The sequence below is a fragment of the Collimonas rhizosphaerae genome (genome assembly GCF_038896935.1).
GTDB classification, from domain to species: domain Bacteria; phylum Pseudomonadota; class Gammaproteobacteria; order Burkholderiales; family Burkholderiaceae_D; genus Collimonas; species Collimonas rhizosphaerae.
The window spans coordinates 48217-72868 of sequence record NZ_JBANDC010000020.1; the positions used below are offsets into that span (position 1 = coordinate 48217).

General features: G+C 61.2%; 32 protein-coding genes. 14 read left to right on the forward strand and 18 right to left on the reverse strand.

The genetic code is table 11. From position 1 onward, the window contains the following. The first annotated feature begins 26 nt into the window (after positions 1-26). The 6 genes from V8G57_RS22130 (at position 27) to V8G57_RS22155 (ending at position 3956) form a co-directional block, all read left to right on the forward strand. Positions 27-290: a ParD-like family protein gene (locus tag V8G57_RS22130; RefSeq protein ID WP_342831238.1), complete on the forward strand. Its 264-nt coding sequence runs from the start codon at positions 27-29 to the stop codon at positions 288-290. Then, positions 287-1081 (forward strand): type I methionyl aminopeptidase, encoded by a 795-nt coding sequence (gene map / locus V8G57_RS22135; protein ID WP_342831239.1) that lies wholly within the window; start codon positions 287-289, stop codon positions 1079-1081. The genes V8G57_RS22130 and map overlap by 4 nt, the downstream gene beginning before the upstream one ends. Before the next feature lie 54 nt (positions 1082-1135). Beyond that, positions 1136-1726: an RNA polymerase sigma factor gene (locus V8G57_RS22140; RefSeq protein WP_342831240.1), complete on the forward strand. Its 591-nt coding sequence runs from the start codon at positions 1136-1138 to the stop codon at positions 1724-1726. Positions 1727-2092: 366 nt separating this feature from the next. After that, on the forward strand, positions 2093-2392 hold the full coding sequence (locus V8G57_RS22145; RefSeq protein WP_342831241.1) for a hypothetical protein: 300 nt from the start codon (positions 2093-2095) through the stop codon (positions 2390-2392). Next, a complete protein-coding gene (locus tag V8G57_RS22150) occupies positions 2389-2688 on the forward strand; it encodes a 4Fe-4S binding protein (protein WP_371326590.1) in 300 nt (99 codons plus the stop codon). Before V8G57_RS22145 ends, V8G57_RS22150 begins: the two co-directional genes overlap by 4 nt. Further along, the gene (locus tag V8G57_RS22155; RefSeq protein ID WP_342831242.1) at positions 2685-3956 is read left to right on the forward strand and encodes an MFS transporter; all 1272 of its coding nucleotides are present in this window, start codon (positions 2685-2687) and stop codon (positions 3954-3956) included. The genes V8G57_RS22150 and V8G57_RS22155 overlap by 4 nt, the downstream gene beginning before the upstream one ends. A gap of 28 nt (positions 3957-3984) precedes the next feature. Here the strand turns inward: V8G57_RS22155 and V8G57_RS22160 are convergent, their stop codons facing one another. Together V8G57_RS22160 and V8G57_RS22165 are read right to left on the reverse strand one after the other, a co-directional pair. After that, positions 3985-5031, reverse strand: coding sequence for a S66 family peptidase (locus V8G57_RS22160; protein ID WP_342831243.1), 1047 nt, complete (start codon positions 5029-5031; stop codon positions 3985-3987). Positions 5032-5079: 48 nt separating this feature from the next. Next, a complete protein-coding gene (locus V8G57_RS22165) occupies positions 5080-5883 on the reverse strand; it encodes a ParB N-terminal domain-containing protein (protein ID WP_342831245.1) in 804 nt (267 codons plus the stop codon). 192 nt (positions 5884-6075) lie between these two features. Between V8G57_RS22165 and V8G57_RS22170 the strand changes: the two genes are divergently transcribed. Then, entirely contained in the window at positions 6076-6870 is a 795-nt protein-coding gene (locus V8G57_RS22170) for a transporter substrate-binding domain-containing protein (protein WP_342831246.1), read from the forward strand. A 24-nt stretch (positions 6871-6894) separates the two neighbouring features. Here V8G57_RS22170 and V8G57_RS22175 read toward each other — a convergent pair whose 3' ends face one another. Beyond that, a complete protein-coding gene (locus V8G57_RS22175) occupies positions 6895-7749 on the reverse strand; it encodes an NAD(P)-dependent oxidoreductase (protein WP_092397821.1) in 855 nt (284 codons plus the stop codon). 98 nt (positions 7750-7847) lie between these two features. Continuing rightward, entirely contained in the window at positions 7848-8780 is a 933-nt protein-coding gene (locus V8G57_RS22180; RefSeq protein WP_342831247.1) for a LysR substrate-binding domain-containing protein, read from the reverse strand. A 175-nt stretch (positions 8781-8955) separates the two neighbouring features. Here V8G57_RS22180 and V8G57_RS22185 point away from each other — a divergent pair, with 175 nt between their 5' ends. Both V8G57_RS22185 and V8G57_RS22190 read left to right on the forward strand, forming a co-directional pair. Continuing rightward, positions 8956-9255 (forward strand): DUF4148 domain-containing protein, encoded by a 300-nt coding sequence (locus V8G57_RS22185; RefSeq protein WP_092397825.1) that lies wholly within the window; start codon positions 8956-8958, stop codon positions 9253-9255. A 94-nt stretch (positions 9256-9349) separates the two neighbouring features. Beyond that, positions 9350-9742 carry a DoxX family protein gene (locus tag V8G57_RS22190; RefSeq protein WP_092397997.1) on the forward strand — a complete coding sequence of 131 codons (393 nt, stop codon included), beginning with the start codon at positions 9350-9352 and terminating at the stop codon, positions 9740-9742. 28 nt (positions 9743-9770) lie between these two features. Here the strand turns inward: V8G57_RS22190 and V8G57_RS22195 are convergent, their stop codons facing one another. From V8G57_RS22195 to V8G57_RS22235, 9 genes are all read right to left on the reverse strand, one after another. Continuing rightward, a complete protein-coding gene (locus V8G57_RS22195; RefSeq protein ID WP_342831248.1) occupies positions 9771-10688 on the reverse strand; it encodes a DUF2145 domain-containing protein in 918 nt (305 codons plus the stop codon). Continuing rightward, positions 10685-11140 (reverse strand): hypothetical protein, encoded by a 456-nt coding sequence (locus V8G57_RS22200; RefSeq protein ID WP_092397829.1) that lies wholly within the window; start codon positions 11138-11140, stop codon positions 10685-10687. The genes V8G57_RS22195 and V8G57_RS22200 overlap by 4 nt, the downstream gene beginning before the upstream one ends. Positions 11141-11233: 93 nt before the next feature. Beyond that, positions 11234-11932, reverse strand: a complete 699-nt coding sequence (locus tag V8G57_RS22205; RefSeq protein ID WP_342831249.1) for a PqiC family protein — start codon at positions 11930-11932, stop codon at positions 11234-11236. Further along, positions 11929-13566 (reverse strand): PqiB family protein, encoded by a 1638-nt coding sequence (locus V8G57_RS22210; protein ID WP_092397833.1) that lies wholly within the window; start codon positions 13564-13566, stop codon positions 11929-11931. Before V8G57_RS22210 ends, V8G57_RS22205 begins: the two co-directional genes overlap by 4 nt. After that, the gene (locus V8G57_RS22215; protein ID WP_342831250.1) at positions 13559-14194 is read right to left on the reverse strand and encodes a paraquat-inducible protein A; all 636 of its coding nucleotides are present in this window, start codon (positions 14192-14194) and stop codon (positions 13559-13561) included. Before V8G57_RS22215 ends, V8G57_RS22210 begins: the two co-directional genes overlap by 8 nt. Next, positions 14191-14841: a paraquat-inducible protein A gene (locus V8G57_RS22220; RefSeq protein WP_342831251.1), complete on the reverse strand. Its 651-nt coding sequence runs from the start codon at positions 14839-14841 to the stop codon at positions 14191-14193. The genes V8G57_RS22215 and V8G57_RS22220 overlap by 4 nt, the downstream gene beginning before the upstream one ends. Before the next feature lie 27 nt (positions 14842-14868). Then, entirely contained in the window at positions 14869-15534 is a 666-nt protein-coding gene (locus tag V8G57_RS22225) for a DUF3313 domain-containing protein (RefSeq protein WP_342831252.1), read from the reverse strand. Positions 15535-16007: 473 nt separating this feature from the next. Beyond that, positions 16008-16577, reverse strand: coding sequence for a TetR/AcrR family transcriptional regulator (locus V8G57_RS22230; protein WP_092397841.1), 570 nt, complete (start codon positions 16575-16577; stop codon positions 16008-16010). A gap of 180 nt (positions 16578-16757) precedes the next feature. Beyond that, positions 16758-17705, reverse strand: a complete 948-nt coding sequence (locus V8G57_RS22235) for an AraC family transcriptional regulator (protein WP_342831253.1) — start codon at positions 17703-17705, stop codon at positions 16758-16760. Between the two features lie 190 nt (positions 17706-17895). Between V8G57_RS22235 and V8G57_RS22240 the strand changes: the two genes are divergently transcribed. The 5 genes from V8G57_RS22240 to V8G57_RS22260 all read left to right on the forward strand — a co-directional run bounded on the left by V8G57_RS22240 (position 17896) and on the right by V8G57_RS22260 (position 21431). Beyond that, entirely contained in the window at positions 17896-18645 is a 750-nt protein-coding gene (locus tag V8G57_RS22240; protein ID WP_342831254.1) for an SDR family oxidoreductase, read from the forward strand. 53 nt (positions 18646-18698) lie between these two features. After that, on the forward strand, positions 18699-19004 hold the full coding sequence (locus V8G57_RS22245; protein WP_342831255.1) for a hypothetical protein: 306 nt from the start codon (positions 18699-18701) through the stop codon (positions 19002-19004). 228 nt (positions 19005-19232) lie between these two features. Continuing rightward, positions 19233-20213, forward strand: a complete 981-nt coding sequence (locus tag V8G57_RS22250; RefSeq protein WP_342831256.1) for an MBL fold metallo-hydrolase — start codon at positions 19233-19235, stop codon at positions 20211-20213. Positions 20214-20329: 116 nt separating this feature from the next. Further along, the gene (gene cynS / locus V8G57_RS22255) at positions 20330-20773 is read left to right on the forward strand and encodes a cyanase (protein ID WP_092397849.1); all 444 of its coding nucleotides are present in this window, start codon (positions 20330-20332) and stop codon (positions 20771-20773) included. 34 nt (positions 20774-20807) lie between these two features. After that, entirely contained in the window at positions 20808-21431 is a 624-nt protein-coding gene (locus V8G57_RS22260) for a DJ-1/PfpI family protein (RefSeq protein WP_092397851.1), read from the forward strand. A 43-nt stretch (positions 21432-21474) separates the two neighbouring features. On the opposite strand, the gene V8G57_RS22265 is transcribed toward V8G57_RS22260, so the two are convergent. The 5 genes from V8G57_RS22265 to V8G57_RS22285 form a co-directional block, all read right to left on the reverse strand. Further along, positions 21475-22461, reverse strand: coding sequence for an MBL fold metallo-hydrolase (locus V8G57_RS22265; RefSeq protein WP_342831257.1), 987 nt, complete (start codon positions 22459-22461; stop codon positions 21475-21477). 286 nt (positions 22462-22747) lie between these two features. Then, on the reverse strand, positions 22748-23167 hold the full coding sequence (locus tag V8G57_RS22270) for a DUF1801 domain-containing protein (protein ID WP_342831259.1): 420 nt from the start codon (positions 23165-23167) through the stop codon (positions 22748-22750). A 51-nt stretch (positions 23168-23218) separates the two neighbouring features. Continuing rightward, entirely contained in the window at positions 23219-23626 is a 408-nt protein-coding gene (locus tag V8G57_RS22275; protein WP_092397857.1) for an SRPBCC family protein, read from the reverse strand. Beyond that, positions 23623-23973, reverse strand: a complete 351-nt coding sequence (locus V8G57_RS22280) for an ArsR/SmtB family transcription factor (RefSeq protein WP_092397859.1) — start codon at positions 23971-23973, stop codon at positions 23623-23625. Before V8G57_RS22280 ends, V8G57_RS22275 begins: the two co-directional genes overlap by 4 nt. A gap of 158 nt (positions 23974-24131) precedes the next feature. Continuing rightward, positions 24132-24491, reverse strand: coding sequence for a copper-binding protein (locus V8G57_RS22285; RefSeq protein ID WP_342831260.1), 360 nt, complete (start codon positions 24489-24491; stop codon positions 24132-24134). Positions 24492-24652 lie beyond the last annotated feature (161 nt).

The following is a 24652-nucleotide window of genomic DNA, read 5'->3' on the forward strand; positions in this document are numbered from 1 at the left end:
ATGAACCGTATAACTGGAACAACGCCATGGGCATCGTCAAAATCTCCGATCTAATGCATGACAACCTCCGCACCGCAAGCGATGCGCTGAGCCGATCCATCAATGCCCAGGCTGAACACTGGATGCGCATCGGCATGCTGTCCGAGCTGCATCCGGAGCTGTGCCACGGCGAAATCTGCCAGCTGCTGATGCGCGCCAGGCAGGCGGGCGACGAAAGCCTGGCGTTTTTTACGCAGGAAACGGCGGCTGCGCCTGCCGCGGCGAAGGCGGCGCGGAAGGCCGCGCGATGAGCCGGCCGGACTGGATCAAGTCGGCGGCCGGCATCGCTAAGGCGCGCATCGCCGGCGGCCTGGCCGCCGATGTGCTGCGGATGATCGCGGAGCATGTGAAACCCGGCGTCAGCACCGAGGAACTGGACCGCCTGTGCCATGACCATATCGTCCACGTGCAGCAAGCGATACCGGCCAACATCGGCTACCACGGCTTCCCGAAGACGATATGCGTCTCGGTCAACCACGTGGTTTGCCATGGCATCCCGTCGCAGCAGAAGATCTTGAAGAAGGGCGACATCATCAATATCGATGTCGCCGTCATCGCCGACGGCTGGTTCGGCGACACCAGCCGCATGTATTTTGTCGGCGAGCCCAGCCCGCTGGCGCGCAGGCTGGTGGATACGACCTACGAAGCGATGCGGGCCGGCATCCTGCAGGTACGGCCCGGCGCTACGCTGGGAGACGTCGGACATGCCATCCAGGCCGTGGCCCAGCGCGAGCGTTTCAGCGTCGTGCGCGAATACTGCGGGCACGGCATCGGCCAGGTCTACCATGAAGACCTGCAGGTGCTGCACTACGGTAATCGCGGCGAAGGGCTGCGCCTGGAGCCCGGCATGGTGTTTACCATCGAGCCGATGCTCAATGCCGGCAAGCGCGAAACCAAAGAACTGGCCGACGGCTGGACCGTGGTCACCCGGGATCACTCGCTGTCGGCGCAATGGGAGCATATGGTTGCAGTGACGGCCGACGGCTTTGAGCTGCTGACGCCCTGGCCGGACGGCACCGGCTCCTATGCCGCGATCGCCTGAGAAATTTTTTTCACCCAGCCACAATATTCCTTATTGTGAAACGTCTTCATTGGTATGAGCCCGCCGAACAGCCCGCAGCCGATGAACGACCAAGACCGAGACATCACTGCGACTGTCTTGCGTGAGCGCGCCAGGCTCGGGAATTTCATCCTGCGCCGGGTGCGCGATCCGGACGAAGCGGACGATATCCTGCAGGATGTGTTCCAGGAATTCGTCCAGGCCTACCGTCTTCCCGCTCCGATCGAACAAGCGAGCGCCTGGCTGTTCCGTGTCGCGCGCAACCGCATCATTGACCGTTTCCGCAAGAAGAAAGAGCAGTCGGTAAACGAGATCGGTGAAATGAACGGCGATCCTGACGGCGAAGACAGCGAGTACCGGCTCGACCTGGCGCTGCCGGCGCCCGACGGACCGGAAGCGGTGCACGCCAGGTCGGTCTTGCTGAGAGAGCTGCAGCAAGCCCTCGACGAACTGCCGGCCAGCCAGCGCGATGTGTTCGTCGGACACGAACTGGAAGGACTCAGTTTCAAGGAAATGGCGTCGCAAAGCGGCGTTGCCGTGAATACCCTGCTGGCGCGCAAGCGCTACGCGGTCTTGTACCTGCGCGCTCGGCTGCAGGTGGCATACGACGAATTCGGCATCTATTGAGAGTTTCACAATTCATGACAGCGCCACGGCAGGAATCTTCTGGGGTCAGAGTCAACTTTCGCAGTGTTTCATCGCGAAACTTGACTCTGACCCCAGATGACGGATTCGGAGAAAGGCAGAGCGCACAGCGCGGTTTTGTTTTTTTCAACGATGAGGCAGCTACTCCGTGGCCCGCTAAGTGGGGTCAGAGTGAAGTTTCTGCAAAAAGCGCGCAGAAAGTTCACTCTGACCCCAGTTAGCTGCGTTTGTTGATCGCCTAGAAAACCGGGCAAGGGCTTTGTCATGTTTTATGAAACTCTCAATAAGTCGACATATGAATTGTGCCTATGGATTGGCACGTGAATTGACACGCAAAGGAGCAGGAAGATGAAAGCGAGATTTTTTTGGAAATTGCTGATGGTGCTGGTGATCGCCGTCGTGCTTGGCGGCGCTGTCATGGTGCTGTGGAACCTGGTGATGCCTGGCCTGTTCGCCGGCATCCTCCAGATCGACTACTGGCATGCGCTCGGCCTGCTGGTCCTGAGCCGGATCCTGTTCGGCGGATTCCGCGGGCACGGCGGATGGCACGGCCGCCGGCAATGGCAAAAATGGCAAGCAATGACGGCGGAAGAGCGCGAGCAGTTCCGCAAAGGCCGTTCAGCCCCTTGCAAGAAAAACGAGGAATAAGCGTGGCTGATACCTCGACCGCCGGCTGCAAACAGGAACCGGGAGCGATCGTCCCGGTAGTCAACCTGAAGCGCTGCGAAGGCAAGGGCGACTGCGTCGAGGTATGCCCGGAAAACGTGTTCCAGGTCCGGCGCATCGACGACAGCGATTATCAAAACCTTGGTACATTACAGAAATTCAAATTGCGCGTGCACGGCATGCAGGTCGCCTATACGCCAAACGCCGATGCGTGCCGGGCATGTGGTCTGTGCGTCAGCGCGTGTCCTGAACATGCCATTACCCTTAGCCGCATATGACCGAACCTACGAATCCACCTGCCACAACCTCGCCATCGCAGTTCTCCCGTTACCAGAAGTTTGTGGTCGGCATGCTGGCGTTCCTGCAGTTTGCCGTCATCCTCGATTTCATGCTCATGTCGCCGCTGGGTGCCGTGATCATGCCCGCGCTCGCCATCGGTCCGAAACAGTTCGGGCTGGTGGTCTCCGCGTACGCGTTCAGCGCCGGCCTGTCAGGATTGCTGACAGCCGGTTTCGCCGACCGTTTCGACCGCAAGAAGATCCTGCTGTTCTTTTATGCCGGCTTCATCATCGGCACATTATGGTGCGGTCTGGCGCAAAGCTTCGAGAGCCTGCTGCTGGCGCGCATCGTCACGGGCCTGTTCGGCGGCGTCATTGGTTCTGTAGTGCTGGCCATATCGACCGACCTGTTCCCGCTGCAGATGCGCGGCCGCGTGATGGGCCTGATCCAGACCGCATTCGCCGCCAGCCAGGTGCTGGGCATCCCGGTCGGGCTGTACCTGTCCAACCGCTGGGACTGGCATGTGCCGTTCCTGGCGATGGCGGTCCTGGGCGTGTTCGGCGGCCTGTTCGTGACCTGGCGCATGCAGCCTGTCACCGCCCACCTTGCCATACCCCAGGAACACAGCCCGTGGATGCACCTGTTCCACACGGTCACCGAGCCGCGCTACCTGATGGCTTTCGCGACGACGGCGTTGCTGACCACCGGCGGCTTCATGCTGATGCCCTTCAGCAGCGCCTATGCGGTGAGCAACCTCGGCATCGACCTGCACAGCCTGCCGACGGTCTACCTGGTCACGGGGCTGTGCACCATCTTCTTTGGCCCCATGATCGGCAAGGCTGCCGACACATTCGGCAAATTCCGCGTGTTCATACTCGGCACGGTGCTGTCGATCACCATGGTGCTGATCTATACCCACCTCGGGCCGACCTCGCTGCCCCTGCTGATCGTCGTCAATGCGTTCATGTTCGTCGGGATATTCTCGCGCATGATTCCGTTCCAGGCGCTGGTGTCTTCGGTGCCGGTCAGCACCCAGCGCGGCTCCTTCAACGCCATCAGCGCTTCGATCCAGCAGCTGTCAGGCGGTGTCGCCTCGGTCGTCGCCGGCCATATCGTCACGCTCGGGGCGGATGGAAAACTGCAGCATTTCGACGATGTGGGTTATGTCGTCGTCGGCACCTCGCTGGTGGCGCTGACGCTGCTCTGGCGCCTGCAGCGCAGCCCCGGGAATGGGCCGACGCCGCAGCCTGCAACGACAGCCCTCTAAGTCGCGAATTGCCTGGCATGGCCGGGTATCACCGGAATTGCTGGACGATCGAGCCTGACCCTGCTGCATAGTCGATCTTGGCGAACGCCCCATTGACAAGCGAAACTTGGGGCGGTAGGTGCCCGATATCGAGATCGTAAAGCGTGGGGCAACACACTCCTTCCAGCGCGGAGCGGAGCGCATCCATGTAAGTGAAATCATCTGAGGAGCCGGTAGCTGCATTGCGTCCCAAAAGGATGCCGTGCAGTCCGTCAAGCCAGCCATGCATGCGCAGACAGTGCAGAGCGCGAGCCACCTCGAAAGGGGCCAGCTCCGCATTCTCGAGATAGAGTAATGTCCCTTCCTTGCCGGACGACGCTATGTAGGCAGGCACGTTTCCGTAGCGGGTTCCTGCGAGCCGCGACAGTGTATCGAGGCAGCCGCCGATGAGCCGTCCTTCCAGGTGGAGTGGCGCCTCGGCGCCATCGAACCGTTTCCACTTTGTTTTCTCGCTAGCGACCAGGTTTGCGCCTGGATTGCTTTTCCAGTCCGCGCTAACGCGCTCGAACGCTATCGACGAACGCTGTTCAAAATCCACGCCGTGGGAAGCCGTGAGCAAAGCCCACAGGCCGGCGGTTGTCTCATCGACTGCGGACGCTCCGAATTGCATGAGATTGGGGCCGTGCACCGTAGCCCATCCTGCGATGGTCGTCAGTGGGAGGTGCAAGGTGCTCAGGTCTGAGAAGCCCGAGAACCATTTGGCAGGGCTTGAAGCCAGCGCATCAAAGTCGACCAGGTCGAGCAGCTCTATCGCCAGGTTGCCTCCCCATGGCGGCATTACGGCAGCGATTTCGGGGGCGGTCAGGAAGGCTGTCAGTTCGTCCGCGCGGCGCCTTGGAATCGCACTGGCCCCGTTGGCCTGCTGGCGCAGGCATTCGCCTTCCAGGACGCGGAATCCACGGTGTTCCAGCGCTGCGATGGCCAAGTCCAGGCGAGGGTGCAAGGCTGGCGGCACCCCTGACGACGGCGCCGTGACGGCAATCAAATCACCGGCTGCGAGTGGCTTGGGGAAACGGAGTGTTTGAGGATTGTGCATGCCAATTTTGTCCAGAAAACGTGGTCTGTCGATGTGGCGTGCAGCGATCTATTGTCCGCTGCGCGCTTCCGCCAGCGCAATGGTCAAGTGCTGCACTTTCTTTTTCAGCTGGTCGCGCTCCTGGGTGAGTTCAACCACCTGCTGCAGCAGGCGGTGAATTTCGATTTGTTCGGGCGTGGCGTCATACGGCGGCGGATCCTGTTCGGGCTTCGGCGGCAGCCGGGCTTCGCGCACCTGCCTTGCTGCCTGGCGCAATTCCTTTTTTCCTCCGGCAACCGCCGCTACCTGCTCCTCGCTGGGCAAGGAGGCTACGGCCGCCGCGGCGTTGATGGAAATCAGGCCCGACTTCACGGCGCCCACCAGCTCAGGCGCTGCCGTCTTCTGGATTCTTTCGATCTGCCCCAAGGTCGCGCTGCTTACCCGCGCGGTGCGCGCAACGGCTTCCCGGGTCCATGGCGGGTCGCCGTCGGACTGGGCAGGGGTATCGGTCGCGGTGGGCTGCGCAGCCGATTGCCGGGCCTGTTCCTGGCGCGCCGCCACGATCTCTTTCTTGCGCAATGCGAGCACGCCGCGCTGGAAATCCGATACGCTGCGCCGCCCCAGGTGGTTGTCGATCATCCACAGGTGCACGTCTTCGATGGATTGGAACGTGTGGTTCTGCATGGTGTTGAACGGAATCCGATGCTTCTGGCAGATGCTGTAGCGGTTGTGTCCGTCCACCAGCAGGTCGCCCCACAGCACCAGCGCGTCGCGGCAGCCTTCCGCCAGCAGGCTGCGTTCCAGCGCGGCGAATTCGTCCTCGGTCAACGGATCGATATAGGCGCGGAGGTCTTCGTTGATAGTGATGGTCATGGCTTCAGAAGGAATAAAATGTTAGCGTGGCAATGCTGGCCTGTTGTTCTATTCCATGCGGCGGGATAGTCTGGATCGGATTTTACCTCGCGCATGGCATGTTTATTGCCTAAAAAATGTGCATGTCCGCTAATTCCGATGCATCAAGCATCGGGATGGCGCTTAGATAAACGTCTTCGTAAGGGTGCCCTGATGAGATTCGCAAAACTCCTGCTGTTGTCCCTCGGACTGTGCATCATGGCAGTGCAAGATGCGCGGGCCGATGCCCTGGCCGATATCCAGAAGCGCGGCGTCCTGCGCATCGCCGTGCCGCAGGATTTTGCGCCGTTCGGATCCGTCACCTCGGACATGAAACTGCAGGGACTGGATATCGACGTCGCAACGCTGGTCGCCAGGAACATGGGGCTGAAACTTGAGCTGGTGCCGGTCACCAGCGCCAACCGCATCGCCTATCTGCAGACGCGCAAGGCCGACCTGGCGATTTCGACATTGGGCAAGAATGCCGAACGCGAAAAGGTCATCGCCTTTTCGCAACCATATTCACCCTACAACAACAGTGTCTTCGGCCCCGCCAGCTTGAAAGTTGCGGGCGCTGCCGACCTCGCCGGAAAAACCATCGGCGTCGCACGCGGGACGTTCCAGGACAGCCAGCTGACAGAAACCGCGCCGCCCAGCGCAGTGATCAAACGCTACGAGGACAACAACGGCATGATTTCGGCCTACCTGTCGGGCCAGGTGCAGCTGGTCGGCACCGGCGATTTCGTCGCTGTTGCGCTGGCGGAAAAAGCCGCCAGCAACAAGCCGCAAATGAAATACATCATCCAGGAATCGGCCTGCTACGTCGGCCTGCTCAAAGAGGAGCCGGCGCTGATGGCGAAAGTGAATGCCGCGCTGACCCTGGCCAAGAAGAACCATGAGTTGAACGCGATCGTGCAAAAATGGCTGAACGTGCCGTTGCCGGAGAAACTGGCAGTCCAGTTTGACTGAACTGCCGGCAACGGACGTGGCCGTTTAAGGCCGCTGCACCGCGTCGATGCCAAGCACGCTGGCATCGGCGGCGCCGTGTCCCGCGGCGATGAGCTGGTCCATCCTGGCTGCGACCGCTGGCAGGGCTGCCATCGGCCGGTTGCCGGTCGTTTCCAGCATCAGCCGCACATCCTTGCGCGCCATCGCCAGTTCAAAGCTCGGGGTGAAATTGCCCTTTGCCATGTTCAGGCCGCGGCCGGTCACCATTCCGTTCAAATCAAGCAGCCCCAGCAGCTTGATGGCGTCCTCGCCATCCACGCCGCTCGCTTGCGCCAGGGTGAGGATGTCGGCCACTACTGCGGAGAGGCCGATGATCACGGCGTTTCCAAACAATTTGTTTGCTGCGGCAAGGTCGCTGCGTTCGCCCAGGTATTCGAGACGTCCTGTCATCTTGGCGAGATCGGCCTGCACGGATTCGAACAGCGCCTTCGGGCCCGCGACCATCATCGTTCCCTGGGCATTGCGAGCGGCCGGCGGTCCCATGAAGACGGGACAGTGCAGGTATTTCACGCCGGCCGCATGCAGCCGTTCAGCCCGTTTGGCGGTAAGCGCCGGCAAGGTCGTGGTGTGGTCGATCAGGATTGCGTCGGGCGATAGGCCAGCGCGCGCCGCCGCGATAAGCTCTTCGACCACCGCGTCGTCTTTCACCACGATATGTACCCGTGCGGCGCCTCGGACCGCTTCGGCGGGCGTTGCGGCAGCCTTCACGCCGAACTGGGCAAGGGCGTGCACCTTGTCGATGGAACGATTCCATGCGGTTACCGAATCGCCGCGTTTTGCGGCGGCCTCAGCGAATGCGCCGCCAAGCAACCCGGTACCGAGAAAAGCAATGTTTGCCATGACTGTATCCTTTTGAAATTAAATCTGAACAACAGAATGGCAAAATATAACACCGGAACAATTTGTCCGAGCGGCGCCGCCGCATTGTGCGCAAATCGTCAATTTTCTCCAGACAGCAGTGCAATCCTGGCAGGCAGTTCGGCTTTCAGGAATTCTATATAAGCCCGCACAGCCGGGACCAGGCCGCGCCGGGTCGGGAATAACAGCCGCACCTGCCCCGAGGGCGGACGCCAATCGGGCAGCACGCGTTGCAGGGATTTCTGCGCCAGGTCTTCCGAGCATACGTGGCGCGGTAAAGCGATCACGCCCATGTGCGCCAGCGCTGCCTTTTTAAGAAGCCGGATGTTGTCGCTTCTCATGCGCGGCTTTAATGCAACCACCTGCTCTTCGCCTGCCTGGTTCAGCAACCGCCATGCCGGCGCTTCGTCGTCCATGCCGAAAACAAGCGCGTCCAGCGCGGCCAGGTCGGCGGGGTTTTGCGGCTCCCCGGCGCGTTCCATGAAAGACGGGCTCGCATACAGCCCCCACGGGGTCGAGCACAAGTTGGCCTGGACCAGGCTGGAGTTCTCCAGCGCCTGCGAATTGATGCGCAAGGCGACATCCATCCTCTCTTCGACCAGGTCGACGTTGCGATTGGTAATCTGCGTCATGACCTGGACTTTGGGATGCATGGCCATGAAGCGCGGCAACAGGTCGCTCAGGATCATATCGATCATTCCTTCCGGAGCGCTGAAGCGTATCGCTCCCACCGGCTCGACCAGGGTGCGCTGCACGACGTCTTCGGCGGCGTGGGCCTCGATGATCATCGCCACGCAATGCTGGTAGAACTGGGAGCCGACCTCGGTAAGCGCGATGCGGCGCGAGGTCCGATGCAGCAAGCGGACTCCCAGTACTTTCTCCAGTTCCGCGGTACGCCGGCTCAGCCTGGATTTCGGGATGTCCAGGGCGTCTGCCGCTGCGGTGAAGCCGCCGCGGTCGACAACCTGGACAAAAAAATACAGGTCGTTGAGGTCGATATTCAGTTTTTTCATCGAAAGTTCCGGCTTTATCGTCCCATATACAGAACGGAAGATCGCATTTTAGCTAATTTATCTGGATTGTCGTTGCGCATAGTATCAATCACACGGCAAGACATGCTGGAAAACAAGTTTCACAGAATGCCGACACCGTCGCCATCCCGGCTTATATTTTTACTGAAAGCACAAAATGAACATCCTGAAAATCGTGATTGCCACCACCCTCGTCGCCGCCACCGGCTCCGTCCTTGCTGAAGCAAGCTATCCGCCAGAAGCGCCTTTTGTTTCGACCAAGACGCGGGCAGAGGTCGTGGCCGAATTGCAGCGGGCAAGCGACCAGGGCAGCCTGAACTATGCCGCCTCCGCCTACCCGGTGCTGCAGCCTGTGGCGTCGGCCAAGACCCGCGCTGAAGTCAATGCGGAGCTGAAGCGCGATACGCCGGTTGCAAATCGTGAGCCGGATGAGTTGCGTGACAATGCCGGCTACTAAGCCGGCAAGCGCGTTGACGAACCTTGCAAATCAGGGAAACGTGGCGATGCGCTGCGCGTGTCGCCACGGCACTGAACCATTGAATAAAAAAACCATGCAAACTTCACCTGTGCTGTACCGCAGCGGCCGTGCCCTTCTGGCGTCGCTGTTCGTCGTTTCCGGCCTGCTCAAGATCACTGCCTTTTCCGGCGTGGTCGGATATATGGACCGCATCGGCGTGCCGTTCGCCACTTTTTCCGTGCTGGCCGCGATCCTGGTTGAATTCGGCGGAGGCCTGGCGATCTTGGCCGGCTGGCGGGTCCGTCCGGTCGCCGTGATAGTGGCTTTGTTCACGGTGATTGCGACCTTGACCGCACATCGCTTCTGGCAGGCAGAACCTGCCGCCATGCAGAACCAGCTTAACCATTTCCTGAAAAATGTTGCGATTATCGGCGCCTTGCTGATGCTGGCGGCATCGGATGGCGGCGGTTCGCCTGAAGAAAAATGAGATAGCCGCACGGATCTTCCGCCGGCTTTCAGTCGAGCGGAAAGACGCGATCGCCTTCGCCCGGCCGGCAGCCGTCGGCGACCGGCGTCCAGCCGCGGTGCACCACGATCTGCCGGCCGTCATGGCATATCTCGATGCGCTCGCTGCCGGGCAGGCGCTCCCGGACAAAGGTTTCTACCGTCGACGGCAGGCTGACCTTCAGCTTCATTGCGAAGAGGTCATCCTCGGGATGGTCGTCGAGATGCAGCAACGGCACAAATGTCGCCGCGAACATCAATGCATGCGAGCCGACACCCACCGGCTCGGGCGCGTAGTTCGCCTGTTGCAGCCAATGCTGCGCGCGCCCGCGCAAGTCGTCGCCATCTGCCAGGCCGCCCCAGGCTGCCGCCAGCATTTCCATCACCCACTGGTTGCAATTCTGGTGGAGCGTGCTGAACGGGTAGGCGTTGGCGCTGTAGCTGGCGGCCAGCAGGTGCCGCACGCGCGGAGCGTCGAGCGATGCGCGCCGCAGCGATTGGGCTGCATCGGCCGGCAGCCGCACGATCGAGATGTAGCCGGAGGAGGGATCGTCGGCGCCGATCACAAAACCGGCGAGGCCTTGGTCATAGATCCGCGGCCGCTCTTCGTCGCAGGCGTAGTAGAGCTGGCGTGCCGACCAGGCGCCGGTGTCGCTGCGCCAGGCGACTGCGGCATGCGAGTAACGGATGTGAAAACGCGAGAGATCGAGTCCCGAGCGGCTGACCAGCGCAGTGTCGCCGCCCATGGCGTCGAGTTCGTCGCGGACCACGGCGGCAAAGCGCAGCAGCCGGTCTTGCTGGCCGGCGGTAAGCTGCTGCGCGTGGTCGCAGAAGGCTGAAGATGTCGAATAGCCGGGCGAACCGGGTTGCGCTTGCGCCGCGCCCGCGGCAATTGCAGCGGCAAGAGCGAAGACGCGCCAGATATTCAAAGAGTCACCGGCCGCGCCGCAAGCTCGTTGTACCACGCGTCGGCGAGCACCAGGTAGAACGCCTCCCGCGTATCGCCGCGCGCGAACTCGAAGCCGTACACGCGGTGCTGTGCGTGCACAAGATCGCCCCGGCCGAGATTCTGCTTCTCGGCAATCGCCTGCGGCAGGTCGAGCACGATGCGCTGCTGCGAATCGTCGATTTGCATCGTGACGCGCGCGACGCCGGCGCGGCCGGGCGCCCTGGCGACATCGATGATGCGATAGTTGCCGTCGGCGGTCTTGTCGCCGCCGGTCGAGCTGTCGCTTGAACCGTGCAGCGAAGCGGACACGCTGCCGCTGGAGGCCGAACCGGTGCTGACGGCTGACGAGGTAAAACTTTCGGCATGCGCGTGCAGCGTGAAACCGGCGGCTGCGACGAGGCAGGCGAGACGGATGGCGGCGGGGAAGTGCATTGGATGCTCCTTGGCAGTTGGATGGGGTGGTGTGTGGCGCAGCTGCGCCCTGTAAACAATCAATTAACAATCAATTCGGTACTCGTTTCCGCATCAGGGGATTTCCTGCTTCTCGGGAGCGATGTGATATTGGCTGTAGCGCGCCAGGGAATGCCCGGTCGCCGCGGGCGCCTGCGATATTTTCTGCAGCGACCGAATTGCCGTTGCGATATCGGCGGCGGTGCCGGCGACAATGCGCTGGTAAGCGGCCACTACGCTATCCACTCCGCCCGGCGCCGGCAACTCTGCCTGCGTGCGGCCCGCCGTCACCTTGCTGTCCGGGGAGCGCTGCACCGCCCAGTTGATGGTGGCGCCGGCGCTTCTTCCGGGTTCGGCATCCATGCGCACCACTTCGACCGTAACGCGATACAGGGGCGCCGCGCCGGATGCGTCGCGGTGGTAATAGGTGTCGATAGCGCCCAGGCTGGCTTGCAGCCGCTGCGACAGCGCGTCGCGCAGCTCGTCGGGAAGCGGCGCCGACCAGCGGTCCTGTTCCATCATCTTGAGCGCGCCCTTGCCATCGCCGAGCAGCAGGTTGGCCCGGTTGAGCCGCTCGGGGACGCGGACGGGAGGCACCTCAATCATTAGCGGTTCTTTGTCACGGGCGCTGGAGGAGCCTGCGGCTGCATCGCTGGCCGAGCCGGAGCCTGCCAGCGTGTAATAACGCGGTTCGGGCGAGGCGCAGCCGGCCAGCACGGCGGCGGCGAGCAGCAGTTCCGCACAGAGCACGGCGAGATTGGCGGATGGGATCATGGCTTCTCCGTATCCGCTTTCCCGCGCAGCAGCGCTTCGGGATGACGTTCCAGGTAATCAGTCAGGCTGCGCAGGGAGGCGGCGCTGCGCGTCAGTTCCTGCATCATGCGGCGCGTGTCCTGCTGCAAGGGCGCATTCGGGGCCAGCGTCTGGTTGGCCGCCTGCAGGGTCTGGCGTGCGTCTTGCAATGCGGCGGCGAATTGCGGTACGAGGTTGCCGTCAACCTGGGCCATCAGCTTGTCGGCGTTGTCCAGCATCTTGTCCAGCGCCGCCATCGAAGTACGCAGGTCGCGGCCGATCTGTTCGAACGGGACGTTGTCGATCTTGTTGACGATGGAGCCTAGCTTGGCTTGCAACTCGTCCAGCGTGCCGGGCGTGGTGGCCAGTTCCGGCATGGGGCCGTCGACGCTGACCTTGGCCGGCGCCGCCTTGGGGAAAAAGTCGAACGCCACGTAGAGCTGGCCGGTGAGCAGGTTGCCGTTGCGCAGCTGCGCACGCAGGCCGCGCCGGTTCATGGTTTCAGCGATGTCGTTGGTTTTCTGCTTGTCATCCAGGTCGCGCGGGCTGAAGCCCATGCGGGACGGATACAGTTCCACAATCACGGGGAAGCGGAAGGTTTTTTTGTCGCGCTGGTATTCGATTCCGATCGAGCGCACCTGGCCCACCACGATGCCGCGAAAGTCCAGCGCTGCCCCTGGCGACAAGCCACGTACAGACTGGTCGAAATTGAGGACGGCAAGCGCCGGCTTCAGTTCATCGAGGGGTTTCATGGCTTCCGCCTGGTCGCTGGCCAGGATGAACCGCGTATCCTCGCCGGCTGCGGCAGCGGCCTTGGCATTGTCGGGATCCTGGAACGCCACGCCGCCAAGCAGCATGGTGGCGAGCGCCTGCGTATTCACCTTGAGGCCGCCGGCGTCGAGCTTGATGTCGATGCCGCTGGCATGCCAGAAACGGGTGTTGGCGGTGACCAGCTGGTCGTAAGGCTTGTCGACGAACACGCGCAGCGAGAGATCCTGGCCGTTGGGTTCGAGCTGGTAAGCCACCACCTGGCCTACCCGCACGCGCCGGTAATAGACAGGGGAACCGATGTCGAGCGAACCGAGGTCGGCGGCGCGCAAGACGAATTGTTTGCCGGAGGCGTCCGTGGATACCGCCGGCGGCACTTCCAGTCCGGCGAAACTATCGCTGCGTACGTCCGACTTGCCGGCGTCCACGCCGATATAAGCGCCGGACAAGAGCGTCTCCAGGCCCGAAATGCCGGAGACGGCAAAGCGCGGGCGCACTACCCAGAAACGGGTGTCCTTGGCCAGGAAGCTGTTGGCGTCGTTGCTCAGGGCGATGGTGGCGATCACGTGGGAACGATCGCGCGCCAGGCGCAGCGACTTGACCACGCCGATATCGACTGCCTTGTAGCGTACCGGCGTCTTGCCGGGCGCGAGTCCGTCCGCAGTGCGGAAAGTCACCGTGATTTCCGGGCCGCGCTCGGACAGGGTGTGGATCAGGAGCGACAATCCGATGATGGCGGCGACGATCGGGATCAGCCATACCAGCGAAGGCAGCCAGCGTGCGCGCCGGCGCAATTCGGGACGCGGCGGCGCGGGCGGCATCGGCGGATTGGAATCGGATTCAGTCATTGCGTGCATCCAGCGCATCCCACAGCAGGCGGGGATCGAAGCTCAGCGAAGCGAGCATGGTGAGTACCACGACAGCGGCGAAAGCCAGGGCCCCGGGACCGGGGACGATGGTGGCCAGCTTGCCGGCGCGCACCAGCGAGGCCAGCATGGCGACGACGAAGATGTCGAGCATCGACCAGCGGCCGACTGTCTCCAGCAGGCGGTACAGCTGGGTCTGCTGCCGGATGCGCCAGCTGCAGCGGAAATGCACCGAAAGCAGCAGCAGCGTCAACGCCATCATCTTTAGCAGCGGCACCACCACGCTGGCGGCCAGCACCAGGATGGCCAATGCTTTCGCATCCGCAATCCACAAATAGGCGATGCCGGAGAGGATGGTGTCGCGCGAGGTCTCGAAAACGGATTGCGTGATTATCATCGGCAAAAGGTTGGCGGGGATGTAGAGGATCGCGGCGGCGATCAGGAAAGACCAGGTGCGCGCCAGCGAGTCTGGCTTGCGGCGGTGCACGGCGGCGCCGCAGCGCGGGCAGGGCCGGCCTTCGGGCGCACGTGGGATGAGCAGGTTGCAGGCGTGGCAGGACGCCAGTCCCATCGACGCGGTGGTCGGCGCCGCGGTCGGCGGCATGCTCATCGCGGCGGCTCCCTGTACTGCCACAGGTCGCGCGGATCGAATGACAGCATGACCGCCAGCACGATGACCAGCGCACTGAATGACCAGAGCGCCGGGCCAGGCAGGATATCGGCAACGCTGGAGAGCTTGACCAGCGTTACCACCACGCCGAGCAGGTAGACCTCGATCATGCCCCATGGCCGTGTGCGGCGGATGTAGCGCACGACATACTCGAAACCTGCCGGCAAACGGCGCCGCGCCATCGGCGCCAGCAGGTGGAGCATCATCAGCATCTCTGCCAGCGGCAGCAGGATGGTGGTGGCAAACACCAGCAGGGCCACCAGCGCCATGTCGCGGTCGGCATACAGCGCCTGCACCGCGCCCCATAAGGTGGTTTGGGTGCGGATGCCCTTGAGGTCCATCTCGACAATCGGAAAGATGTTGGACACCACAAACAGGATCAGCGCGGTCACCACCAACGGCAGCAGCCGTTGATAGGCGCGCGTGCTCTCGCGGTACAGCGTGCCGCCGCAGCGCCGGCACTGCGCGCGTTCGCCTTCGGCAAGGCCGGCGCGGTGGTAGACGGCGTCGCAGTGCTCGCAGGCGACCAGGTGCTGGTTGTCGGCACTTGAAACCGGGGCATTGCGCGTAATGTCGTGGTCGGTCATGGCGCGTTCATCTACGGATTCAGCCGCTTATTTCAGGGAAGCGACCAGCGCATCTGCGCCTTTTTCGATGCCGGTTTTGGCGGCATGGAGCGAACCGAAGGTCGCCACGATATTCATTGCATTGGGATACTGCTTTGTCACGAACGCCTTCAGGAGCTGGTTGCTTGCCGCGTCATAGATTTCGACTGAATAGCTGACTGAGCCCATGAACATCCCTTCTTTCCCACGGATCGATTGGACAACGTTGTAAGGCATTCCAGCCAGGTCAAAGCGGGTCACCGTCGATGCCACTGCAGTGTTTGTACCCACGCCGGCCAAGGTCAGCCTGAGCTTGAGAGTATTCGATCCGGGATTGGCGGTTACCTGGAATCGCTGGCTTAATGCTTTTCTGAAGGTGGTATCCATGTAGCGGGCGAGTTCCTGCTTGTCCGCCTCGGACAAATCTCCAAACTGATGATCCGGCCCGCTGTAGATTGCGACCGGATCGATGATGAGCGCGTTGTATTTCTGCCATTCCACGGGAGCCGAATAACTGTACGGGACACGTCCGGTATCGTCTTTCTGGTTAGGCGTCAGTTTTGGCGACGACGAGATTCCCGAGTACGCCACCGGCTGCGTGGTCCCGCATGCCGCCAGCGCCAGGCAGAACGCTGCGATCATGGCCAGCCGGCCGGTCTTGATGGATATGTGCATTTCAATTCCTCTTCAGTCTTCAGGTTTTTCCAAGGAATGACGGTCATCCCCTGGTACGGCGTGGTGGATGAGTCGGGCATGACCGTGATGGCGATCGCTGCCTGGCGCGATTGGACGGAGTGAAATGCAGCGTTCAACTGATGCCTAAATCAGCTCTCCTGCCGCCCTTTCGCGCTAACTCAGGAAGCGAATATAGCACCGAATCCCGTATTTGCAAACCGCCTGGTCGGTTTTTGAAGGGAAAATATAAAACCCTCTCTGATGCCGTTGCCACGCAGGAAGAGGCGTCGTACCGGGCTTTCGGGGGGAGGGACGGGGCTAGGCCCTTTTGGTATGGAATGTCTATATTGCAACATACGCCGTGCGACGGCGACCGGGGCGGCGTCGGCAACCGAGCCCTGGCAGGAGTCGGCCAGGGCGCATCATTGATGGCGCGTCTTCCTATGAGAAGGCGCGCAAGCCAGGCGTTGGTCCTAGGCTTTGCCGGGAACCAGCCATTGCTTGCTGTCGAGCAGGCGCTCAAACATGCGCTGGCGTTCTTCATCCGACAGCGGACATAACCCGAACAGGGCATTCAGGAGCAAACCTTTGGCCGCATACCAGCGCAGCATCGCCAGCTCAGGATCGGCTGCCTCGGCCTTGATCGACGCGATCTTCTTGGCGTCGATCTCTTTAAAGGCGGACAGCAGCCCGGGCTCTTCGCTGATGGCGCCGAGGATGGCAAAGGCGACCGACTGCTGCGTAGTGACAGCTTCACGGGCTACCGCGATCTGTGTCGCCAGAAGGGGTTCGGGCGACGTCGCGCTGGCCTGCGCCATGTAGCCCTGGGAAAATTTCTCGAAATATTCAGCCTGGTATTCCAGCAACGCCTTCAACACCGCCTCCTTCGAGCGGAACTGATGCATCAGCCCGCCCTTGCTGATGCCGCTTTCGCGCGCAATCGCGTCCAGCGTCAGCCGGCGCGGACCGTCGCGCGCGATGATGGCGAGGGCTGCCTGGATGATGGCGTTGCGTGATCGTTCCGATCGCGTGGTGTTGTCCATTCTCTGTCTCCGCTGCGGGATGGGTAACCGCCAAACCCGTGACGATAGCTCGGAATGCCGATAAAAACAATCTTTGCGGTCTGTTTTGCCGGTTGTCCGATGGGTCCGGCCCTCTGCACCGGGACCCGGCAAGCGCCCGCAACCGACGTCATCGCTTCAGGAAACCAACCCTTAACCAGGCTAGGGTTGCGGTGCAATCGAATCCGCGTCCCGGCGGGACAAATCGACGACGAAGGATTCGCGCATGCTTTCCACGTCGCGCAGCGGCGAACGTCCGAACAGCCGGCTGTACTCCCGGCTGAATTGCGATGGGCTCTGGTAGCCGACGCGATATCCGGTTGAGCCGACATCCAGCCGTTCGACCAGCATCAGGCGGCGCGCCTCGTACAGCCGCAGCTTCTTCTGGTACTGCATCGGTGTCATCGCCGTCACGGCACTGAAATGGTGGTGGAGCGAGGACACGCTCATGCCGACATGGCGGGCCAGGTCTTCCACGCGCAGCGGGCTTGCGAAATTCTGGCGCAGCCAGGTGGTGGCCTTGAAAATCCTGTTGCCGGGACTCTCGGCCTGGGCGATCCGCAGCAGCCGCGGGCCGTAAGGCGAGGTCAGCAGGCGGTACAGGATTTCCTCTTCGATCAACGGCGCCATTGCCGGTATGTCGCCTGGGCGGTCGAGCAATCTCAGCATTCTCAGCGTCGCATCCAGTAATTCCGGCGCGGCGGGGTTGACGGCTACACCGCGTATTGCGTCGGCGGCGCCCGCTCCCGCCGGCATGCCTATCCTGCCGATCAGGTGTTTGAGCCGCTCGCCATTGATCGCCATGGCCACACCTAGATGCGGAACGTCCATGCTCGCTTGCGTAATGAGCGAGGCGACCGGAAGGTCCAGCGACACCACCAGGCAATCTCCGACGCCGTATTCAAACACCTCGGTTCCTAGCGTCAGGCGTTTCGCCCCTTGGACGACCAGCGCGAAGCACGGCCACTGCGTGGTGTTGAGCGCCTGGGATGGGGAAGAACGGCGGCCGATGAAAAAACCGTCGATGGCGGTCTCAAGCTCGCCATCGGTGTTGGCGAAACGGGCAATGATGGATGCCATTTCCCGATAAGGGCCTAAGCTTGTTTTCATGGGAAACACTTTGATTTCTAAGGATTGCAGCGGTATCCAGCTTACCTGATATTCCAGTTGGCGCATCACACGGGTTCAATGATTTGCAGGATCGTAGATGATTTATGGAGAATCCGGATAACGCGCGTGGTCCAGTCGATGACACCATGCAGTCATCCGATTTATCCAATCCATCGAAGAGGAGCCGACCATGGCAACCAATCCCATCCCGAACGCCGTCCCAAGAAAAGTGATACTCGTCACTGGCGCAAGCAGCGGCATCGGCGAGGCTACAGCCCGTCATCTGGCTGCCAGCGGCCACCAGGTGCTGCTTGGCGCCCGTCGCGTCGACCGTATCGCCGTCATCGCCAAGGAAATCCTGGACGCTGGTGGCGAGGCAAGTTTCCAGGAACTGGACGTGACCAGCCTCGACAGCGTACGCGCCTTCGCGAACACTGCCGCCAAGCGCTACGGCAGGATTGACGTGCTGGTCAACAATGCGGGCATCATGCCTCTGTCCATGCTCGAGGAACTGCGGGTCAACGAGTGGGACCGGATGATCGACGTCAATCTGCGCGGCGTCCTGCACGGCATCGCGGCAGTGCTGCCGGTCATGAGAGAACAGAAAGCTGGACATATCGTCAATATCGCTTCCACCTCAGCCTATCGGGTCGATCCCACCGCTGCGGTCTATTGCGCGACCAAGTTTGCAGTGCGGGCAATTTCCGAGGGGCTGCGCCAGGAAAACACAGACATCCGCGTGACCGTGGTCAGTCCCGGCCTTACGCGCAGCGAACTGGTCGACGGCATTGCCAACCCACAGGTGCAGGCGGCGGTCCGCGAAATGATGGGCCTGGCGATTTCACCTGAAGCCATCGCGCAGGCGATCGGTTTCGCCATCAGCCAGCCGGCCGATGTCGACGTGAGTGAATTGATCATCCGCCCTACAGCGCAGCGATGAACGCGTTTGACGAAGAGCTGCGCCCCGCAAATCAGCCACACAGGAGTTACAAGATGTCTACCGCCCTCGAGATCACGACTTTCAAGCTTGTCAAAGGACTTGGCGTGAAGGATTTCATCGCCGCCAATGCCGACATCGATGCATGGCTGAAGCGCCAGGCCGGCTTTCAGTCCCGCCACATCGCGGAATTGGAAGACGGTTCTATCGTGGACATGCTGGTCTGGAGTTCCACGGCCGAAGGCGAGGATGCCGCGTCTCGCATCATGGGCGAGACGGCGGACTCGCCAGTGCATGCGGCCATCAACCAGCGGTCCGTCGTCTGGCGCATCGCGCAGGTGCGGCACCAAGTGTGCGCGTAGAAGCCCTTGGCGGCAGGCGTCTGTAATTAATAGCTGAGTTCCGCAATACCGCATCTTCGAGCGTAAGCTGCGCGACAGCATGATGATTTAGCATTGGGCATGGTTTCTGGTTATGATGAGTCTGGCTCAAGCGCAAACCTGGGTTTGACGGCGCAGCAACAGCAGGCACGGACCAATTCCCCGGATCGCAGAACAAGATTCCTATCCCTGATATCTGAGAAACTCCTCATGAAAAACACGACCGTAATCGCGAGTTTATTGTTTTCTATTTTTTGCGTCAGCGCCATGCCGGCGGCGACCGCCGCCGGCGCCGCCACAGTCAAAGTCACTCCTTTAGGCAGCCACGACGGCGAATTCTGCGCGCAGGACCGTGCGCTGATCTTCGAGGATCCGGATGGAACACGGATTCTGTATGACGCCGGCCGTACGGTGCGCGGCGGCAGCGATCCGCGGCTGGGTAAAATCGATGGTGTATTGCTGAGCCATGTACACAGCGATCACCTGGGCGACATGCACCAGGCCGAGGCAAATGCCGGCACCTGCGCCGCCCCGGATTTTTCGGTAAAGAGCGCGCCGTCTTCGGTGACCGAAGAGGTGGTCCTGGCGAAGAAAGCCAAATTGTTCGTTGGCGGCGAAATGGGGGATTTTTTCTCGCGCAGGATCACGGCTGCCGGCGGTAGCGCCGACCAGGTGCTGCTGGTCCGCTTCGGAGGCCAGCGGAAAATCGGCGGCGTCAGCATTGCCAGCGTCCCGGCGGCGCATTCAAACGGACTGGACGAAAAATTCCTGAGCGGCGCGCTTGCCGAAGGTCTTGCGGCCAACGGCGTGAAGGCCTATGTTGGTCCCGCAGGCGGTTTTGTGCTGACGTTTTCCAATGGGCTGGCCGTATACCTGTCTGGCGACACCGGCATCATTGCCGACCAGGACCTGGTGGTGCGACGCTTCTATAAACCCAAACTGGCCGTGCTGAACATCGGCGGCATTTTTTCCACCGGCCCGCAGGAAGCCGCGTATGTGATCAACGACCTGGTGCGCCCCAATGCCGTGATAGCTTCGCACGTGAATGAGGCGGCCACCAAGGATGGGAAATTCCTGCCTGGCAGCAAATTCCTGGAATTTAAAACCGCGGTGAAAGTCCCCGTATACGCTCCCCTCAGCGGCAAGACCATGGAATTCAACGTGGACGGGAAATGTGTTGCGGGCTGCTAGCCGCACTGCCATGGACTGATCATGGACTGATTCAATGCAATCCGATTCACGCAAGCAGACGGCAGCATGTTTAACCCTACCCCAATCCCGACCCAGCATTCCTTGAAGGAGCTTTTATGGACCGCCTCGAAGTTACCGAAAAAATCATTGCCGCCAAAGTGTCCTCGGGCATCAAGTGGTCGGAAGTCGCGGCCAAGGTCGGGCTTAGCAAGGAATGGGTCACCGCTGCGTGCCTGGGGCAAATGACGCTGAGCGCGGAACAGGCGGGCGTCCTCGCGGAAATTTTCAGCCTGACCGCGGAAGAGGCCAAGTGGCTGACCGTTACGCCGTACAAAGGCTCGTTGCCGACGTCAGTCCCGACCGATCCGCTGATCTATCGTTTCTACGAGCTGGTCAATGTGTACGGAAGTACATTCAAGGCGCTGATCCACGAAGAATTTGGCGACGGCATCATGAGCGCCATCGATTTCAAGATGGACCTGCAGCGCGAGAACGATCCTAACGGCGACCGCGTGCGCATCCTCATGAGTGGCAAATTCCTCCCTTACAAACAATACTGATTTCTCAACCTCATCTGCAGCGGAAGACGACGCCATGCACATCGCTATCCTTACCTTCGAAGGCTTCAACGAACTCGATTCCTTGATTGCACTCGGTGTCCTCAATCGCATCAAGAAGCCGGACTGGCGCGTGTCGATTGCCAGTCCTACGCCACGCGTCAAGTCGATGAATGGCGTGGTCATCGAATCACATGTCTCCCTTGGCGAGGCAAGCACTGCCGATGCGGTCATCGTCGGCAGCGGCATGTTGACACGGGAAATCGTCGCCGACGCGGCGTTGATGGCGCAGCTGCAGCTCGATCCGTCGCGGCAATTGCTGGCGGCGCAATGCTCCGGCACGCTGGTGCTGGCCAAGCTCGGTCTGCTGGATAGTGTCCCGGCCTGCACCGACCTGACGACCAGACCCTGGGTCCAGGAAGCCGGCGTCGAGGTGCTGAACCAGCCGTTCTTTGCGCGGGATAACGTCGCTACCGCAGGCGGATGCCTGGCGTCGCCTTATCTCGCCGCCTGGATAATTGCCCGGCTGGAAGGTGTCGAGGCGGCGGAAAGTGCGCTGCACTATGTCGCCCCGGTGGGAGAGAAAGAAGAGTATGTATCGCGTGCGATGCGGAATATTGCGCCGTACCTGAAACAGAAGCTGGCAGTTCCCTGCGATTGAACCCGGAATGCATGCCAGGCGCCTGGCATGCATTCCGGCGGCGTTATTTCAGCTCGGTCGTGTAGTTGACCGGGATCCACTGCCACGACTTGCCGGCCGCGCGCAAATGTCCAAGGCCCGGAAACGAGATGTGGGCCGCGCCGATCAGCGCACCTTCTTTTGCCGCCGCAGTGAAGACCTTGGCGCGCGCCACGGCGGCGGTTTTCTTGTCCGTGTCGAATTCAATCGTGACCGCAGGGTCCGCGAACTGCACGGCGCCAACGTGGATCAGGTCGCCGGTCACGATCAGTTTTTGGCCCTTGCTTTCGACGACATAGCTGGTGTGGCCCGCAGTGTGGCCGTAGCTCGACCAAGCCTTGACGCCCGGCACGATCTCGCCGCTGCCATCGAACGGCTGGAATTTGCCTGCCGCGATGTACGGGTTGAGCGACGCCACTGCGCCCTGGAAGGAGCCCTTCGAGTCGGCGCTCGCTTGCTCCAGTTTTGCCTTGGACAGCCAGAAGTCGGCATCGCGCTTGTCGGCGTGGACGGTGGCGTTGGGGAACGCCAGTGCACCGTTTGCGACCAGGCCGCCGAGGTGGTCAGGATGCATGTGCGTGAGGAAGATGTCATCAACCTGTTCAGGCTTGTAGCCCGCCGCTTGCAGGCTTGCGGTCAGCTTACCCAGCGTCGGGCCGAACAGCGTGCCGGCGCCGGTATCGATCAGCACCAGTTTCGTGCCGGTGTTGATGAGAAAACCGTTGACCGAGGTCTCGGCGGGCACATCCAGGAAGGATTTGCGCAGCGCTGCCGTGGTCTTGGCGGCGGGTTCGTCCAGCAGCTTGTCGACCGGCAGGTCGACGGTGCCGTCGCTCAGTGCGGTGACCTCGAAATCGCCGAGCATCACGCGGTAGAAACCTGGGGCCTGGGTCTTGACCTGCGGCGCGGCAGCGAACGCCGCTGTTGGGATGGCGCCGGCGCCCAGCGCCAGGGAGACGGCGAGTGCGGTGCCGGACAGCAGGTGACGCAACGGGAATGAAGTGTGGTCCATTGATTGGCTTTCTTGTGAAGGTTGGATTGTGTCGGTTGCGAACTACGGAATACCCTGTCGCTTGCAGGTCAAGGATGGGCAACAACCTTGCGCCCAATGTGGCTTCCCCTGCTTGCTGCAACACAAAATCCTAGCATTTTTCTTGTGAAGGCGTAGCCTGCCAGCAACTATGCAAAGCGGCCGCGGATCGCCTCAGGTAGAAGGCGATCCGCAACGCGATGGCCGGCCGCAGCCGGCGGAGTGAGGCAGCCGCCGCGGCGCCAGACCTGTTCGGGGAAGGAATTCCCTAAGGCTTGGCTTTCTTGGAGGGTTTCGACTTGCCGGCGCTGTTGAGGGCGATCGCCTGGCGGACGAGAGCCTTGAAGGCAGGCTCGTCGATTTCTTCTCCTTCGAGGATGTCGATCGCGCGCCGTGTGTTGCCGTCGAGGCTGGAATTGAAGAGACCGGCCGGATCGTCCAGGGACGCGCCCTTGGCGAAGGTAAGCTTGATTTTATCCTTGTAGGATTCGCCGGTGCAGATGATGCCGTCGTGCGACCAGACCGGCGTGCCCATCCACTTCCATTCCTCGACCACTTCCGGGTCTGTTTCCTTGACCAGCTTGCGCATCCGGCCGAGGATGTCCCCGCGCCAGTCTCCGAGTTCGGCGATTCTTTGCGAGATGAGCTCCGATGCCGACTGGCCTTGGCTCGCGTCCGGTTTTTTCATGTTCTTACCCTAGAAGTTCCAGATATATTGGATGTGCAAGACAGTATTGCGCTAGTCCAGCTTGGCGACGACCGACTCCAGGGCCGTAAAGAACTTCTGCCAGCCGTACTTGGCGCCCTGGTAAGCCTGTTCCTGGTCCGGCCGGAAGCCCGACTGCTCCATGCGCAGGCGGGTCCCGCCGCCGCTGGGAGTGAGAGTCCAGGTGACGACACTCTTGAGGCCAAGGGCTTCCCATGCGTAAGACAGCGTCTGGTTCAGCTCGACCGCCAGCACCTGGCAATCGACAACGCCCCAGTCGGCGCGCAGGTCGAAACGGTGGCCGACAACAGGCTTGAAATCGTTCTTCATCAGCCATTCCTCGATCAAGGGGGCTTGCGTCAAAGCGCGCCAGATCTTCTCGGCGGGGTGCGGCAATTCACGCTCTACAACCAGGGTTTTGGTATCGTCAGCTTGCGTCATTGGTCCATCCTTTTCAATAGGGTTTCCAAACGGTCAAATCGGTTATTCCAAAAGGTCGAATAAAAACTGATCCAGTCGATCAGCGGCGCCAGTGCTTTCGGTTCGACGCTGTAATACGTCTCGCGTCCATCACGCCGGCCGCGCACCAGGCCGGCCAGCTTGAGCGCCCCGAGGTGCTTCGAAATGGCGGGTTGCGATACCCCCGACGGATCGGTCAAGGCATGCACCGTCATTTCACCTCCCATGCTCAGGCGCTCGAAAATTGCACGCCGGGTTGGATCGGACAAGGTTTTCAGGACGGCTGTCGGTTCGGCGTGCACTGCGATTCCTCTTCTATTGAATTGCATTTCTGTTTCCGCGAACACTGGCAGCTCGCATGAACTAATCATAACCAAACGGTTATGGATGTCAAGGGCTATCTTGGATGAACTTGATTCGACGCCTCCATGCGCTTGTGCCTGGAAAGACAACACGCGCATGCAGGAAGCGTCCGTCCAGGCAATCGTTATTTCACAGCGGTCACGACATAGCCTGTGTCCTGCTTGGCGAAGTCGATGGACACCTTCTTGTCGACGGCGAGCCGGTCGAAGAACGTCTTGTCCTTCACAACGAAGGTCATTGTCATGGCCGGCCAGTTCAAACTTTTGACGGGTCCGTGAGCCAGCGTCACAGTGCCTTTGGCGGTGTCGACGGCCTTCACCACGCCGGTGGCCTTGTGAGTGGCAGCCTTCGTCATGGCGCCGGAATTCATGCTGTCCATCGGCATCTCCTTCATGTCCATGTTTTTCATGTTGCCAGCCTGCGCGAAGACCGCTCCGGATGCGGACAGCGCCAGGACCAGGGACAGGGTTGCGATCGATTTCATGCTTGTTTCCTTTTCAAGTTGAGAGAATGATTTGAATTCGAAACAGATTGCGCCCATCCGTCTGCCAGACATTGGAGGGATGGGCGCCGCGCCTGCTTGCACACGCGTTTGCTGCGACTTCCTTGTGCTTCAATGGCGATTGCGATCTATGTCCTCGCCGG

Bases quoted from the DNA above. Each gene is read 5' to 3' on its own strand.
- V8G57_RS22130 (WP_342831238.1), top strand. From the start codon at position 27: ATGGGCATCGTCAAAATCTCCGATCTAATGCATGACAACCTCCGCACC.
- map (WP_342831239.1), top strand. From the start codon at position 287: ATGAGCCGGCCGGACTGGATCAAGTCGGCGGCCGGCATCGCTAAGGCG.
- V8G57_RS22140 (WP_342831240.1), top strand. From the start codon at position 1,136: ATGAGCCCGCCGAACAGCCCGCAGCCGATGAACGACCAAGACCGAGAC.
- V8G57_RS22145 (WP_342831241.1), top strand. From the start codon at position 2,093: ATGAAAGCGAGATTTTTTTGGAAATTGCTGATGGTGCTGGTGATCGCC.
- V8G57_RS22155 (WP_342831242.1), top strand. From the start codon at position 2,685: ATGACCGAACCTACGAATCCACCTGCCACAACCTCGCCATCGCAGTTC.
- V8G57_RS22160 (WP_342831243.1), bottom strand. From the start codon at position 5,031: ATGCACAATCCTCAAACACTCCGTTTCCCCAAGCCACTCGCAGCCGGT.
- V8G57_RS22165 (WP_342831245.1), bottom strand. From the start codon at position 5,883: ATGACCATCACTATCAACGAAGACCTCCGCGCCTATATCGATCCGTTG.
- V8G57_RS22170 (WP_342831246.1), top strand. From the start codon at position 6,076: ATGAGATTCGCAAAACTCCTGCTGTTGTCCCTCGGACTGTGCATCATG.
- V8G57_RS22175 (WP_092397821.1), bottom strand. From the start codon at position 7,749: ATGGCAAACATTGCTTTTCTCGGTACCGGGTTGCTTGGCGGCGCATTC.
- V8G57_RS22180 (WP_342831247.1), bottom strand. From the start codon at position 8,780: ATGAAAAAACTGAATATCGACCTCAACGACCTGTATTTTTTTGTCCAG.
- V8G57_RS22185 (WP_092397825.1), top strand. From the start codon at position 8,956: ATGAACATCCTGAAAATCGTGATTGCCACCACCCTCGTCGCCGCCACC.
- V8G57_RS22190 (WP_092397997.1), top strand. From the start codon at position 9,350: ATGCAAACTTCACCTGTGCTGTACCGCAGCGGCCGTGCCCTTCTGGCG.
- V8G57_RS22200 (WP_092397829.1), bottom strand. From the start codon at position 11,140: ATGCACTTCCCCGCCGCCATCCGTCTCGCCTGCCTCGTCGCAGCCGCC.
- V8G57_RS22205 (WP_342831249.1), bottom strand. From the start codon at position 11,932: ATGATCCCATCCGCCAATCTCGCCGTGCTCTGTGCGGAACTGCTGCTC.
- V8G57_RS22210 (WP_092397833.1), bottom strand. From the start codon at position 13,566: ATGACTGAATCCGATTCCAATCCGCCGATGCCGCCCGCGCCGCCGCGT.
- V8G57_RS22215 (WP_342831250.1), bottom strand. From the start codon at position 14,194: ATGAGCATGCCGCCGACCGCGGCGCCGACCACCGCGTCGATGGGACTG.
- V8G57_RS22220 (WP_342831251.1), bottom strand. From the start codon at position 14,841: ATGACCGACCACGACATTACGCGCAATGCCCCGGTTTCAAGTGCCGAC.
- V8G57_RS22225 (WP_342831252.1), bottom strand. From the start codon at position 15,534: ATGCACATATCCATCAAGACCGGCCGGCTGGCCATGATCGCAGCGTTC.
- V8G57_RS22230 (WP_092397841.1), bottom strand. From the start codon at position 16,577: ATGGACAACACCACGCGATCGGAACGATCACGCAACGCCATCATCCAG.
- V8G57_RS22235 (WP_342831253.1), bottom strand. From the start codon at position 17,705: ATGAAAACAAGCTTAGGCCCTTATCGGGAAATGGCATCCATCATTGCC.
- V8G57_RS22240 (WP_342831254.1), top strand. From the start codon at position 17,896: ATGGCAACCAATCCCATCCCGAACGCCGTCCCAAGAAAAGTGATACTC.
- V8G57_RS22245 (WP_342831255.1), top strand. From the start codon at position 18,699: ATGTCTACCGCCCTCGAGATCACGACTTTCAAGCTTGTCAAAGGACTT.
- V8G57_RS22250 (WP_342831256.1), top strand. From the start codon at position 19,233: ATGAAAAACACGACCGTAATCGCGAGTTTATTGTTTTCTATTTTTTGC.
- cynS (WP_092397849.1), top strand. From the start codon at position 20,330: ATGGACCGCCTCGAAGTTACCGAAAAAATCATTGCCGCCAAAGTGTCC.
- V8G57_RS22260 (WP_092397851.1), top strand. From the start codon at position 20,808: ATGCACATCGCTATCCTTACCTTCGAAGGCTTCAACGAACTCGATTCC.
- V8G57_RS22265 (WP_342831257.1), bottom strand. From the start codon at position 22,461: ATGGACCACACTTCATTCCCGTTGCGTCACCTGCTGTCCGGCACCGCA.
- V8G57_RS22270 (WP_342831259.1), bottom strand. From the start codon at position 23,167: ATGAAAAAACCGGACGCGAGCCAAGGCCAGTCGGCATCGGAGCTCATC.
- V8G57_RS22275 (WP_092397857.1), bottom strand. From the start codon at position 23,626: ATGACGCAAGCTGACGATACCAAAACCCTGGTTGTAGAGCGTGAATTG.
- V8G57_RS22280 (WP_092397859.1), bottom strand. From the start codon at position 23,973: ATGCAATTCAATAGAAGAGGAATCGCAGTGCACGCCGAACCGACAGCC.
- V8G57_RS22285 (WP_342831260.1), bottom strand. From the start codon at position 24,491: ATGAAATCGATCGCAACCCTGTCCCTGGTCCTGGCGCTGTCCGCATCC.